This window comes from Novosphingobium sp. SG919 (assembly GCF_012932495.1).
In the GTDB taxonomy this organism is placed as follows: Bacteria; Pseudomonadota; Alphaproteobacteria; order Sphingomonadales; family Sphingomonadaceae; genus Novosphingobium; species Novosphingobium rhizosphaerae.
The window spans coordinates 159,051-172,202 of record NZ_JABCNG010000001.1 but is presented as its reverse complement, the minus strand read 5'-3'; the positions used below and the strand labels follow the sequence as shown (position 1 = coordinate 172,202).

The 13,152-nt window shown below is 67.0% G+C and carries 15 protein-coding genes; 14 read left to right on the top strand and 1 reads right to left on the bottom strand.

The annotated features are described in order from the left end of the window. Window positions 1–60: 60 nt before the first annotated feature. The 10 genes from FHT19_RS00785 to FHT19_RS00740 all read left to right on the top strand — a co-directional run bounded on the left by FHT19_RS00785 (window position 61) and on the right by FHT19_RS00740 (window position 7,184). Window positions 61–660 carry a flagellar basal body-associated FliL family protein gene (locus FHT19_RS00785; RefSeq protein WP_168553902.1) on the top strand — a complete coding sequence of 200 codons (600 nt, stop codon included), beginning with the start codon at window positions 61–63 and terminating at the stop codon, window positions 658–660. Between the two features lie 43 nt (window positions 661–703). Beyond that, window positions 704–1,609: a FliM/FliN family flagellar motor switch protein gene (locus FHT19_RS00780; protein WP_168553901.1), complete on the top strand. Its 906-nt coding sequence runs from the start codon at window positions 704–706 to the stop codon at window positions 1,607–1,609. A 25-nt stretch (window positions 1,610–1,634) separates the two neighbouring features. Further along, the gene (gene fliN / locus FHT19_RS00775) at window positions 1,635–1,910 is read left to right on the top strand and encodes a flagellar motor switch protein FliN (protein ID WP_169473365.1); all 276 of its coding nucleotides are present in this window, start codon (window positions 1,635–1,637) and stop codon (window positions 1,908–1,910) included. Continuing rightward, window positions 1,910–2,182, top strand: coding sequence for a flagellar biosynthetic protein FliO (locus FHT19_RS00770; RefSeq protein ID WP_168553899.1), 273 nt, complete (start codon window positions 1,910–1,912; stop codon window positions 2,180–2,182). Before fliN ends, FHT19_RS00770 begins: the two co-directional genes overlap by 1 nt. 191 nt (window positions 2,183–2,373) lie before the next feature. Continuing rightward, window positions 2,374–3,087, top strand: coding sequence for a flagellar type III secretion system pore protein FliP (gene fliP / locus FHT19_RS00765; RefSeq protein ID WP_282435882.1), 714 nt, complete (start codon window positions 2,374–2,376; stop codon window positions 3,085–3,087). Between the two features lie 12 nt (window positions 3,088–3,099). Next, a complete protein-coding gene (locus FHT19_RS00760; protein WP_169473363.1) occupies window positions 3,100–3,372 on the top strand; it encodes a flagellar biosynthetic protein FliQ in 273 nt (90 codons plus the stop codon). 15 nt (window positions 3,373–3,387) lie between these two features. Further along, complete coding sequence (fliR, locus tag FHT19_RS00755) at window positions 3,388–4,170, top strand: flagellar biosynthetic protein FliR (RefSeq protein WP_169473361.1); 783 nt, start codon at window positions 3,388–3,390, stop codon at window positions 4,168–4,170. A gap of 4 nt (window positions 4,171–4,174) precedes the next feature. After that, window positions 4,175–5,332 carry a flagellar type III secretion system protein FlhB gene (locus FHT19_RS00750; RefSeq protein ID WP_169473359.1) on the top strand — a complete coding sequence of 386 codons (1,158 nt, stop codon included), beginning with the start codon at window positions 4,175–4,177 and terminating at the stop codon, window positions 5,330–5,332. A 30-nt stretch (window positions 5,333–5,362) separates the two neighbouring features. Continuing rightward, complete coding sequence (gene fliD / locus FHT19_RS00745; RefSeq protein WP_168553895.1) at window positions 5,363–6,811, top strand: flagellar filament capping protein FliD; 1,449 nt, start codon at window positions 5,363–5,365, stop codon at window positions 6,809–6,811. A gap of 1 nt (window position 6,812) precedes the next feature. Continuing rightward, the gene (locus FHT19_RS00740; protein ID WP_168553894.1) at window positions 6,813–7,184 is read left to right on the top strand and encodes a flagellar protein FliS; all 372 of its coding nucleotides are present in this window, start codon (window positions 6,813–6,815) and stop codon (window positions 7,182–7,184) included. A gap of 223 nt (window positions 7,185–7,407) precedes the next feature. Here FHT19_RS00740 and FHT19_RS00735 read toward each other — a convergent pair whose 3' ends face one another. Continuing rightward, window positions 7,408–8,448 (bottom strand): chemotaxis protein CheB, encoded by a 1,041-nt coding sequence (locus FHT19_RS00735; RefSeq protein WP_169473357.1) that lies wholly within the window; start codon window positions 8,446–8,448, stop codon window positions 7,408–7,410. 269 nt (window positions 8,449–8,717) lie between these two features. On the opposite strand from FHT19_RS00735, the gene FHT19_RS00730 reads away from it, so the two are divergent. The 4 genes from FHT19_RS00730 to FHT19_RS00715 are packed head-to-tail and all read left to right on the top strand — an operon-like array spanning window position 8,718 to window position 13,151. Beyond that, a complete protein-coding gene (locus FHT19_RS00730) occupies window positions 8,718–8,978 on the top strand; it encodes an STAS domain-containing protein (protein ID WP_168553892.1) in 261 nt (86 codons plus the stop codon). Further along, entirely contained in the window at window positions 8,975–11,248 is a 2,274-nt protein-coding gene (locus FHT19_RS00725) for a chemotaxis protein CheA (RefSeq protein WP_169473355.1), read from the top strand. The genes FHT19_RS00730 and FHT19_RS00725 overlap by 4 nt, the downstream gene beginning before the upstream one ends. Beyond that, a complete protein-coding gene (locus FHT19_RS00720; RefSeq protein WP_168553890.1) occupies window positions 11,245–12,114 on the top strand; it encodes a protein-glutamate O-methyltransferase CheR in 870 nt (289 codons plus the stop codon). Before FHT19_RS00725 ends, FHT19_RS00720 begins: the two co-directional genes overlap by 4 nt. Continuing rightward, the gene (locus FHT19_RS00715; protein ID WP_168553889.1) at window positions 12,111–13,151 is read left to right on the top strand and encodes a chemotaxis response regulator protein-glutamate methylesterase; all 1,041 of its coding nucleotides are present in this window, start codon (window positions 12,111–12,113) and stop codon (window positions 13,149–13,151) included. Before FHT19_RS00720 ends, FHT19_RS00715 begins: the two co-directional genes overlap by 4 nt. Window position 13,152: the final 1 nt, after the last annotated feature.

The following is a 13,152-nucleotide window of genomic DNA, read 5'->3' as shown; positions in this document are numbered from 1 at the left end:
CCCTTTGCACCCGCAAGGCTGGTGTGAACCCGATGGCGATTTGAAGATCAAGGATCCGGCATGAGCGACAAGAAGGAAAAGGACAAGGACGCGCCCAAGAAGAAGAAGGGCGGTCCGATGGTGCTCATCGGCGTGGTCGTGGCCACCCTCGCGCTGGGCGGGGGCGGGGTCTATGCCCTGTTTGCCATGCACATCCTGGGCGGTCCGCAAGTGATCGTGCACGAAGACAACAAGCCCAAGCTGATCCGCAAGGGCGAGGAAGACCCCTATGCCCCCGTGGCCAAGGAAGGCGGCGAAGGCGAAGGCGGCGCCAAGGAAGTGGAAGGCGAAGGCGGCAGCGAATACCGCACCGTCTATTATTCGTTCTCCGACGATTTCACCTCGAATCTCAAGGACAGCGACCGACTGATCCAGGCCTCGATCGCGGCATCCACCCGGCGCGACTATCGCGTGGTGATGTGGATGAAGAAGCACGAGTTGGCGATCCGTTCGGCGCTGCTCACCGTGCTGGCCGATACGCCCGATACCGATGTGGAAACCACCCAGGGCAAGCAGCGCCTGCAAGCGCGCATGACCGCCGCGATCAACAAGGTGCTGACCGACACCGAAGGCTTTGGCGGCGTGGACGCGGTCTATTTCAAGCAGTTCATCGTGCAGTGACACACGGGAAATCCCCCGCTGGGGGCAATGGGGAACGAAGACGATGAAGCCTGAACGGGAATTCGTGGCAGAGCGCGTGGTGGCCCGCCACTGCGCGCAACTGCTGCGCCCCGGCCCGAGCCAGGCAGACCTGGTGACGGCATTGACGCGCACGGCCGAACGGTTCTCACGCGAGCTGGCAGGGGCCCTGGCCGGTTTGCTGGGCGGGGAAGAGCCGTCGGTGGAATGCAGCCGCCCGGAACGCACGGTCTATTCCGATTATGCCACGATGCAGGTGATGGGGCATCGCAACCTGGGCGCCTACACGCTGTTTGGTGCCGGCCCGGGGCAGCACCGCATCCTGGGCATGGTGGCGGGCGAAGCGGTGCTGCGCCTGGTGGATCGCGCCTTTGGCGGCGCCGGCATTGCCCCGCAACAATTGCCGCGCGAATTGCCACTGTCGGCCGAGCTGATGGTGCAGCGCCTGGAAGCGATGCTGGCCGGGCGCCTGGCCGCAGCGCTGGGCGCGGACGATGCCGGCGCCATCCGCCCGCTGCGCCGCGAGGGCAATATCGATCACCTGGCGCCCTTCGGCAACGATGAGAACATCGTGGCCCTGGTCTTTTCGATCACCGAGCCGGGCCGCCCGGCCTGGGCGATCGAAATGGCGTTTCCCTACGATACGCTGGCTGCGCTCTTTGCCAATGGCGAGCGTCCGCCCGCCAGCAGCGAACACGCCCCGGCCGATCCGCGTGACCAGCCATTTGCCGATGTGCCGCTGCCGCTCAGCGCGGTGCTGGTGGATATCCGCCTGCCGCTGGCGGCCATTTCGGCGCTGGAAGTGGGCCAGATCCTGCCCGTGCCGGTGGCGCGCGCCGTGCCTTTGCGCGTGGCCGGGCAAACCATCGCCCATGGCACCGTGGGCGCGGTGGATGATCGCCTGGCGGTGCAGCTTTCACAGGTTTTCTAGCTTTCTCTTTTTGGGGGTTCTCACAATGTCGTTTCAACCGCGCGGTTTCGATTTCCTCAAGGATGTCGACGTGCGCCTCACCGTCGAGTTGGGCCGCACCGAGATGAAGCTCAAGGACGTGCTGGCGCTGGGCGAGGAAAGCGTCGTCATGCTCGACCGGCTGACCGACGAACTGCTCGACGTGATGGTCAACGGCAAGCTGATCGCGCGCGGCGAAGTGGTCGCCCAGGGCGATCGCTTCGGCCTGCGCATCGTGGAGCTGGCCGGCACCGAAAACGCCCCGCGCAAGGACGTGGCGTGATGGTCTGGTACATTCTCAAGCTGCTCGTCGTGCTGCCGCTCATCGGCGGCCTCGCCTGGGGCTCGCTGCGCCTGGCCAAGCGTTTCGAAGGCAAGTTCGGCACCCCCACCGGGCAGCGCACCGTCAAGGTGATCGAAACGCAGATGCTCTCGCCCACCCTGCGCCTGGCGGTGATCGAATTCCACGACCGCGAGATTCTGGTCTCCACCTCCAAGACCGGCCTCGTCCGCCTGGCCGAAGCGCCCGCGCGCGCGCGGGAGCAGGACGCGTGAGCGCGATGAACCTCGACCACCCCGCTTCCACGAAAACGGCCGATCGTCTCCCCCTCCTCTTCAGAGGAGGGGGTCGGGGGGTGGTGCGCGCCCTTGCGCCGGCGCGTCAGGCCTTCACCACCCCCCAGCCCCGTCCTCTGAAGAGGAGGGGGAGCATCCTGCTCGCCCTCCTCTTCCTCCCGTCCCCGGCCCTGGCCCAAAGCACCCCCGGCGTAACCGCCATCCCCGGCGCGCTCGATCGCGCGTTCAGCCAGATTGCCGGGGCGCAGTCGCAGGGCAGCCTGTCGCTCTCGTTGCAGCTCCTGCTGATCATGGGGCTGCTCACGATCCTGCCCTCGCTGATCCTGATGATGACCAGCTTCACGCGCATCCTGGTGGTGCTTTCGATCCTGCGCACGGCGCTGGGGTTGCAGCAATCGCCGCCCAACCAGATCCTGATCGGGCTGTCGCTGTTCCTCTCGCTGTTCGTGATGGCACCCACGCTCGATCGGGTGAATGCCATCGCGATCCAGCCCTATTCGGCCGGGCAGATCAACGCCGAACAGGCGATCGGGGCGGCGGGCATGGAATTCCACGCCTTCATGGTGCACCAGACGCGCGAGCGCGACTTGCTGATGTTCACCGACATGGCCAAGGCGCCGCATTTCACCGCCAGCCGCGACATTCCCTTTTCCATCCTGCTGCCCGCCTTCGTCACCAGCGAGCTGAAAACCGCGTTCCAGATCGGCTTCATGCTGTTCCTGCCGTTCCTGGTGATCGACCTGGTGGTGTCCTCGGTGCTGATGAGCCTGGGGATGATGATGATGTCGCCCACGGTGGTGTCATTGCCGTTCAAGCTCTTGCTGTTCGTGCTGGTCGATGGCTGGGCGCTCTTGATGGGCAGCCTGGCATCGAGCTTCGGATAGGGGCGCAAGACCATGGACGATACCGCATCGCTCCTCGCCCTGGCTGATCGCATGCTGTGGATCACCGCGCTGGTCGCCGCCCCCGTGCTGATCGCGAGCCTCGCCGTGGGCCTCGTCGTGGGGATTATCCAGGCGGCCACCTCGGTGAACGAGCAGACGCTCACCTTCGTGCCCAAACTGGCGGTCACGGCCGTGATCCTGGTCCTGCTGGGCGGGGCCATGCTGGGCCTGATCGGCGATTTCATGAAAGACGTGTTCGCCCAGATCGCGGCTACCGGGCAATAAGGGGGCAATGGCGCCATGATTGCGCTCAACTTCGGGTTCGGCGCGCTGGAAGCGGAATTCTGGCGCATGGTCTTCCTGATGACGCGCTGCGGCGCTGCCTTGTTCGCCGTGCCGCTGTTCGGCAGCCAGCAAGTGCCGGCCAATGTGCGCGTGGTGCTGGCCGGCGCGCTGGCGGTGCTCTTGTGCAACTGGACGGCGATTGCCGCGCCACCGGCGCTGTTCTCGCTGCCCGGCCTGCTCGATGTGGCGGACGAAGTGGTGATTGGCCTGGCGCTGGGCTTTGTCCTGCAATTCGCCTTTGCCGCACCGGTCATTGCCGCCGAACTGATCGGGGCAAGCATGGGCATGAGCATCGCGACCGCCGCCGATCCTGTTTCGGGCGCGCATTCGCCCGCGCTGGGACAGTATTTCTCGGTCCTGCTGACGGTGATCTTCCTGGGCCTTGGCGCGCATCTGCAATGGTTTGCCCTGCTGGTGGAAAGCTATCGCGCGTTTCCGCCCGGTGGCGGGTGGTTCACGCCCGATCGCATGGGCCTGATCGCCGGGTTCGGCACGCAGATGTTCGTTTCGGCGCTGGCCATCGCGCTGCCGCTGGTGCTCTTGCTGCTGCTCGTCCAGTTGACGTTCGGGGTGCTGGCGCGTTCGGCGCCCAGCCTCAACATCTTTGCGCTGGGCCTGCCGCTGGGCGTGCTGGCGGGGATCGGCGCGCTCGTCGCCTCGGCACCGCTGGTCGCCGATGCATTGACCGATCTCGTCGCGCTCGGCCTGGGCCAGGCGCAGGCCCTGCTGGTGAAATAGCGCCATGGCCGAAGGCGAAGGCAGCGGCGAAAAGACATTCGCCCCAACCGAAAAGCGCAAACGCGATGCAGCCAGTAATGGCGATGTCCTGCGCTCGCGCGAACTGGGCACGGCGGCCGGCGTCCTGGCGGGCGTTGCCTGGCTATGGCTGGCCGGGCCGTGGATGCTGGGGCAACTGGGCCAGGTCACGCGCAGCGGCTTTGCCTGGGATCGCGATACGCTCGACCATTTCGATCCGGCGCAGCGGATTGCCGGCGCGCTGATCGCGGTGATGCCGCCGGTCCTGCTGCTCGGCGTGGCGCTGATGGCCGTGGCGCTGGTGTCGCAACTGGCCTTTTCCAACGGTCGGTGGAACGCGGGAAACCTGGCGCCCAAGGGTTCGCGGCTCGATCCGCTCAAGGGCCTCACCCGCATGTTCGGGATGCAGGGCCTGATCGAGCTGGGCAAGGGCCTGGCCAAGGTAATGCTGCTGGGGGTGCTGGCCTACATCTGGCTGCGTGGGCGGCTGGCAGCGCTGGTCGGGCTGGGCGGCGGGCAGATCACGCAAGGGGCGCTGGCAGGCCAGCTCGGCTATGCCTGGGACGCGGTGCTGTCGCTGCTGGTGCTGCTTTCGGCAGGGCTGGTGATCATCGCGCTGATCGATTTCCCGGTGCAGTTCGTGCGCCGCTTCATGCGCCTGCGCATGAGCCTTCAGGACATTCGCGACGAAACCAAGGAAAGCGAAGGGTCGCCCGAAAAGAGGGCCGCCATCCGCGGCCGCCAGCGCCAGATCGCCATGGCCGGCGTCAACAAGGCGATGCGCGATGCGCAGTTCGTGATCACCAACCCCACCCACTTTGCCGTGGCGCTGGCCTATGATCCGCAAGTGGCGCCCGCCCCGATCGTGCTCGCCAAGGGGCGCGGGGAAAAGGCGCTGGCGATGCGCGAACTGGCCGCCGAACTTTCCGTGCCCACGCTGGAATATCCGGCGCTGGCCCGCTCGGTCTATTACACCACGCGCGAACGCCAGGTGATCCGCGAGGAACTCTATGGCCCGATCGCGGCAATCCTGGCCTTCGTCATGTCGCTCAAGCGCGGGGAAACGCCGCCTGCCCCGATGGTCAATGTGCCGGTGTCGCTGCGTTTCGATGCCGATGGACGGCCCGAGACGATTACCCCTTAATCCGCTCAACAAACGGCCGTTCTTGGCGGTATGACCACGACCTCATCGACCACCACGTCGTCCACCTCGTCGTCCTCCGCCACGGCCAAGCTGCTGGCGTCGCTGGGCAGCAGCACGATCGACAGCTCCGGCCTTGCCGAACAGCTTTCCGCCGCGCAATTCGCCGCGCGGATCGATGCGGTCACGGCCAAGCAGAACAAGATCGCCACGCAGATCTCCGATGCCTCGACGCTCAAGTCGATGCTCAACTCGCTGGCCACGTCGCTGGGCACGCGCGTGCGCGAAGGCGATCTGGCGATCACCCCCACCATCACCAACACGGCCGTGGCCACGGTGACCAAGGGCACGTTCAGCGGCAGCGGCACCTCCACCTTGGAAGTGACTCAGCTGGCCAAGGGGCAAACGCTGGTTAGCCCGACCATGGCCTCGGCGGCCAGCGCGGTGGGTTCGGGCACGTTCACGCTGCGCTTCGGCACGGTGGCCAGCGGCGCCTTTACCGCCGACAGCAGCCGCAACCAGGTGGATATCACGCTGACCAGCAGCGACACGCTCACCACCCTGGCGCAAAAGATCAATGCCGCGAACGCGGGCGTTTCGGCCTATGTCGCCACCGGGGCATCGGGCGCGCAGCTGGTGATCAAGGGGGCGGACGGCGCAGCCAACGGCTTCCAGATCGAAACCACGCCCGACGCGGGCGATACCACGCTGTCCACCCTGGCCTGGACGCCCAGCGACACCACGCGGATCAAGTCCACGGCCACCGATGCGATCTATTCGCTCGATGGCGTGTCGCGCACGTCCACGTCCAATACCATCACCGACGCCGCGCCCGGCGTCTCGCTCAAGCTGACCGGCACCAACGTCGGCGCGCCCACCACGATCGGCTTTTCCGATCCGTCCAGCGCGATCCAGACGGCGATGAGCGACCTGGTCAGCGCGCTGAACGAAGTGGTCAGCACGCTGACATCGGATACCGATGCCAACAGCGGCTCGCTCAACAACAACGCCGGCGCGCGATCGCTGCGCCAGACGCTCAGCACGCTGTCGAGCACGGTGGTCATGCCCAATGCAGCCTCTGGCCAGCCGAAAACGCTGGGTGACCTCGGCCTCAAGATCAACCGCGACGGCACGTTCGCCCTCGATACCGACGTGCTGACCAAGACGATGACAAACAGCCCCAGCGGCGTCACGGCGATGTTCACCAACGGCGTCTATGGCGTCTACGCCACGTTCGACAAGATTTCGCGTAACGTGGCGTCCACCACCGATCCGGGCTCGCTGGGCGGGGTGATCGCGTCGCTCAGCACCAAGCAGACCACGCTGGCCACCCAGCTTTCCGATCTGCAGACCAAGCAGGAAACGCTGCGCACCCAGCTGGTCACGCGCTATGCCACCCTGGCCACCAAGGTTTCGGATTCCCAATCCACGCTGACGTTCCTGACCAACCAGATCACGGCGTGGAACAACAAGTCGAGCTGACATGCGCCATCACCGCGATCCTGGGGAAGCCTATCGCCGCGTCGATTTCGAAGCGCGGGTGCGCGGCGCCAACCCGCGCCAGCTGGTGGACTTGTGCCTGGAACAGGTGGCAGGCTCGCTCGGCCGCGCGATCTATGCCGAACGCACCGGCGACAACGCCGCCAAAAGCGCCGCGCTCACCCGCGCGGTTTCCGCGCTCACCGCGTTGCAGATGGGTGTCGATGGCGAAAGCCCGGCCGGGCCGGCGCTGATCCAGCTCTACCAGTCGGCCCGCCGCACCGTGCTCGACAGCGCACTGCGCTTTGACGGTGCCAAGATGGAAACCATCCGCAAGGATTTCCTGGAAATCCGCCAGGCCATGATGGGCCACTGATCGCCCGCCGGCCCTCTCGCCCTCTCGTCCTCATCCCCCGATCACAGGCCAAGGCCCGGTGCAGCGATCCTGCCCCGGGCCTTGGCACATGCAGCGCGGCGGCCCACAGAAAAGCCCGGCGCTGCGGGGGCACGCAGCGCCGGGCAAGATCCGGGCATGGTCCGGGGGCGGACCATGCCCGGCTATGGCCAGGAGGGGGATTGGCCAGAAAACGCGAAGGCGGTCAGTTCTGGTTGCACAGCGCGATGACGGCCGCTCCCAGGTCGTCGAGCGAAACCTGGCGGCCTGCGGCACCCAGGTCGATCGCGGCGGCGGGCGCTTCGTTCACCAGCGCGGTCTTTGGGTCCTGCACGATCGTGTCCATGCCGCTGTCACGCAGCAGCTTCAGGCCCTTGGCGCCGTCGTTGCCCATGCCGGTCAGCACGGCGCCCACCGCGGGGATGCCGGCCCGCGCGATGGAGCCATAGAGCAGGTTGGCCGAAGGCCGCGAACCTTCCACCGGCTCGCGCTCCATCAGGCGGATCTTGGGCGGCTGGCCCGGTTCGATCACCACGTGGCGTTCGGGGTCGGCGGCAATATGGATCGTGCCCTGCGCCAGCGCCGCGCCATCGCGGGCGATCTTCACGCTGCACCCCAGATCGGTATCCAGCCGCTTGATGAAGGTTTCGGCCAGCATCGGTTCGGTTTGCAGGCAGATCACCGTGGGCGGGCATTCGTCGGGCCATTCCGACAGGATCGTGGTCAGGGCGTCGATCCCGCCCATCGAGGCGCTGAACGCCACGAAGCGGCCGTTCCAGCTGAACTTGGGCGCTTCGGCAGCAGCCGCTTCGCGCTTGGCCTGCAGCTTCGAGCGGTCGCGCACGTTGCTGTTGGCCGCCGCCAGCACGATCTTGCCCAGCTTGCCCACGGTCTTGGCAAACTGTTCGGGCGTGGCTTTCAAGGGCTTGGGAAAGCATTCCACCGCGCCCAGCTCGAACGCCTTGAGCGAGGTTTCGGTGCCGGCCTGCGTGAGGCTGGAGAGCATCACCACCGGCAGCGGATTGCTGCCCATCAGTTCTTCCAGGAACTCGATGCCGCTCATCCCGGGCATTTCAACGTCCAGGGTGATCACGTTGGGCTTGAGATCCGCGATGCGATCGCGCGCATCGGCCGCACTGGAGGCAGCGCCGACGACGACGACATTCTTGGTCTGATCGAGGATGTCCGAAAACAGCGCGCGCATTGCCGCTGAGTCGTCCACCACAAGAACGCGAGCTTCGTGCATGGATCGTGAAACCTTCGTCTGGGCGCCAACTGCCCGGCGCCATCTGCCCAACTTCCTTACAGAGGCAGGCCAGTGCAAATTCCATCCGCGCCCCTAGGTATCTCACCCTAAGTCGGCGGAAAGCGCGCCTTTCCCCATTCCCGCTAAGCCTTTGTCGAACGCCCGCCACCGTGTCGCCACGGCCCGCGCCAAACCCTTGGCACATGGCCGATTCGCCCACGCCGCGGCCGATGAAGATGTCCTTGCGTTATCGAGGGGAAACCGACGCGATGCCCACGATCACCCTGCCACCGCGCTGCGACCGGGCGGCCGCCGAAGCGCTGCTGCCCGAATTGATTGCCGCGCTGGGCGCCGGCCCGATGCAGATCGACGGCACGGCCTGCACCCACGTGGGCCAGGCCATGTTCCAGGTGCTGGTCAGCGCCCGCCGCAGTGGCGATGGCGCGGTGATCGATCCCTCGCCCGCCTTGCGCGAAACGGCCCGCCAGATCGGACTGGAAGCCGAACTGTTCGATGGAGCCCAAGCATGAACGCCGAGGAAATCCAGGCGATCTTCTTCGCCGAGTGCGAAGAATCGCTCGCTGCGGCCGAACAGGGCCTGGCCGCCTGCAAGGAAGGCACCCAGGATGCCGACACCGTCAACGCGGTGTTCCGCGGCGTCCACTCGATCAAGGGCGGCGCCGGGGCATTCGGCTTCATCGCGCTGCAGGCCTATACCCACACGTTCGAAACGCTGCTGTCTGACGTGCGCGATGGCACCGTGGCGATTACCGAGCCGCTGATCGACCTGCTGCTGCGCGCGCTCGACACGCTCAGCGACCATGTCATGGCCGCGCGCGGCCAGGGCGAGACGCCCGACGATGCCGCGCTCCAGGCCGAACTCACCGCCGCCATGGCCGCCAACGCCGGTGGCGCAGCGCCGGCCGCGCATGCCCCGGCGGCAGAGCCGGCGCCGGCCGAACCGGCCAGCAGCAGCAGCTTCGACGACGACATGGGCCTCGATTTCGATTCGATGCTCGACAGCATTGCCGGCGCCATGGCCGGTGGTGGCACGGCCGACGACGACGGCGAAGACCAGGCCGACCAGGCCGCGTCGACGTGGATCGTCAAGATCCGCCCCCATGCCGGCGCCATGCGCAATGGCAGCGAACCGATGCTGATGCTGCGCGAAGTGCTCGAACTGGGCGGCGTCTGCGCGGAATGCGATGTGTCCGCCGTGCCCCATCTCGATGCGCTCGATCCCGGCGTCGGCTATCTGGGCTGGACGTTCCGCATGCCCGCCAGCGTCGACGACGCGGCGGTGCGCGACATCTTCGATTTCGTGGGTGACGATTGCGAGATCGCGATCGGTGCCGATGCCGCCATGCCGGCGGTGCGCCTGCCCGCGGCCGCGCCGCCGCCGGCCCCGGCCGCGGCCGCGCCGCCCCCCGCACCCGCGCCTGCCCCGGCAGCACCCGCAGCCCCTGCAACGGCGGCCCCGGCTGCCGAGGCGCCGGCCGCGCCGGCCGCTGCGGCCACCCCGGCTGCAGCCCCGCCCCCGCCCGCCGCCGCGGCCCCTTCGGCCGCCGGCGCGCCGCCCGCGCCGCCTGCTCCCGGCCAATCGATCCGCATCGAACTGTCCAAGCTCGACAAGCTGATCGACGCCGTGGGCGAGCTGGTCATCGCCCAGGCGATGATGGCCCAGCGCCTGTCGAGCGAGGGCCTGGCCGCCAGCGAGGAAATCGCCGTGCTCGACGGCCTCACGCGCGATATCCAGGAAAGCGCCATGGCCATCCGCGCCCAGCCGATCGGCTCGGTGTTCAGCCGCGTGCCGCGCATCATGCGCGAACTTTCTGCCAGCACCGGCAAGCACGTGCGGCTGGAAGTTTCGGGCGAAAGCACCGAGCTCGACAAGACGGTGATCGAACGCCTGGGCGAACCGCTCACCCACCTTATCCGCAATGCGGTGGACCACGGCATCGAAAAGCCCGAGGAACGCATCGCCGCGGGCAAGAGCGCGGAAGGCACGCTCACCCTTTCGGCCGAGCATCGTTCGGGCCGCATCCTCATCCGCATCGGTGACGACGGGCGCGGCATCAACCGCGAGCGCGTGCTGGCCAAGGCGATCGAAAAGGGCCTGGTCGCCCCTGATGCGCAGCTGTCCAAGGAAGAGATCGACCTGCTGATCTTTGCTCCCGGCTTTTCCACGGCACAGACCGTGTCCAACATTTCCGGGCGCGGCGTGGGCATGGACGTGGTGCGCCAGAACGTGAAGGACCTGGGCGGGCGCATCACCATCGAATCCGAACACGGCGTGGGCACCACGTTCACGCTGACCCTGCCGCTCACCCTGGCCATTTCCGATGGCATGGTCGTCAACGTCGGGGATCAGACGCTGGTCGTGCCGCTGGCCAACGTGGTGGAATCGCTGCGCCCTTCGGTGGAAGACGTGAAGGGACTGGGTTCCAACCGCGCGATGATGAACGTGCGCGGCCGCTTCATCCCCGTGGTGCCGCTGCACGTGGCGGTGGGCGCCAATGGCGCGGTCGAACTGCCGCAGGATGGCGTGCTGATCGTGGTGGAAACCGAAGGCGCGGGCCGCGCGGCCCTGCTGGTGGATTCGATCGTCGACCAGCGCCAGGTCGTGATCAAGAGCCTCGACACGCACTACCGCTCGGTAGAGGGCGTGGCCGGCGCCACGATCCTGGGCGATGGCCGCGTCGCGCTGATCGTCGACGTCGATGGCCTGGTCGCCCGCAGCCTGGCCGAACACGGCCAGATGGACCTCTCGCATCCGCATGGCCTGGCCGAAGCGGCATGAGCGTTCAATCCGCCTTTGAAGCGAGCCTGCCCGGCGTGAGCCCGGGGGTCTACGACGCCGCCGACTTCAAGGCGGTGAGCGAGATCGCCCATCGCGAGGCCGGCATCGTGCTGCCGCCGGGCAAGGCCATGCTGGTCTATTCGCGGCTGGCCCCGCTGGTGCGCGATTCGGGTTGCCAGACCTTTGGCGCCTATGTCCTGCGCATCCGCGAGGATGCGGCCGAACGCACCAAGGCGATCTGCGCGCTCACCACCAACCACACCTTCTTCTATCGCGAAGCCCATCATTTCGAACACTTTGCCGAAGTGGTGCGCCCGCAGTTGATCGAGCAACTCGATCGCGGCGGCAAAGTGCGGATCTGGTCGGCCGGCTGCTCCAGCGGCGAGGAAATCTGGTCGCTGGTCATGACGTTCCTGGGCCCCGACCGGGGCGAAGGGCTCAAGCTGGCGCGGCGCGACATCCGCATCCTCGCCAGCGACATCGCCACCCACGCCATCACCAAGGCGCAGGCGGCGCGCTATCGCCAGGAAGACTTGAAGCCCGTGCCCGAGCCGCTGCGCCGGGCCTGGACGGTGCCCGACGGCACCGACGCCACGATCGCCCCGGAAGCCCAAGCCCTGCTGCGCTTCCGCCACCTCAACCTTCTGGGCGATTGGCCGATGGCCGGCGCCTTTGATGTGATCTTCTGCCGCAACGTCATGATCTATTTCGACAACCCAACCAAGGAACGGCTCGTGGCGCGCTTTGCGGAAAAGCTTGTGCGTGGCGGCCATCTTTACATCGGCCATAGCGAGCGGGTCACTGGCCCGGCTCTGGAGACGCTGTCCAACATGGGACCAACGATCTATTCGAGGAGGGCAGCATGACCATCCGCGTGGTGATTGTCGAGGATTCGCCCACGATGCGGGCCATCCTCATGAACCGGCTGTCCAAGGAACCCGATATCGAAGTGGTGGCCGCCGCCGCCAATGCCGCCGAAGGGCGGCAGATGATCCGCGAGCTGGACCCCGACGTGGTCACGCTCGACGTGGAAATGCCCGGCATGAACGGCCTGGATTTCCTGGAAAAGATCATGCAGCTGCGACCCACCCCGGTGATCATCGTCTCGGGCGCCACCCAGCAGGGCAACGATACCACGGCCCGCGCGCTCGCGCTGGGTGCAGTGGATTGCTATGCCAAGAGCGAGATGGGCCAGGGCATGACGCTGGAAGACAGCGGGCGCCTGGCCAACATGATCCGCAGCGCGTCCAAAGTGCGGTTTGCCCCGCGCGGTGCCCCCGCGCCGGCCGTGCCGACCAGCCGCATCGCCAGCCAGGCACGCCTGTCGATTGCCGATCGGCCGCGCCTGATCGCGATCGGTTCGTCCACCGGCGGGGTGGAAGCCTTGCAGATCCTGCTGTCGGATTTCCCGGCCGATTGCCCGCCCACGCTGATCGTGCAGCACATCAACGAACGCTTCGCCCCGGCCGTGGCGCGCACGCTCGACCAGAACTGCCCGCCCCGCATCCAGCTGGCCGAACCCGACATGCCGCTGCGCGAGGGCAACGTCTACCTGGCACCGGGCGACGATCGGCACCTGGGCATCGGCGGCACCACCAACCTGCATGCCAAGCTGCGGCGGGGCGAACCGGTTTCGGGGCACCTGCCCTCGGTGGACGTGCTGTTTTCCTCCGTCGCCGAAGTCGTCGGCGCCCAGGCCGTGGGCATCCTGCTCACCGGCATGGGGTCCGACGGGGCCAAGGGCCTGCTGGCCATGGCGCAAAAAGGCGCGCGCACCATTGCCCAGGACGAGGCGACCTGCACCGTCTTTGGCATGCCGCGCGCGGCGATCTCACTGGGTGCGGCCAAAGTGGTGGCGCCGATCGGGCATATCGCCCGCCACGCATTCAGCAAGGCGGCCTGAG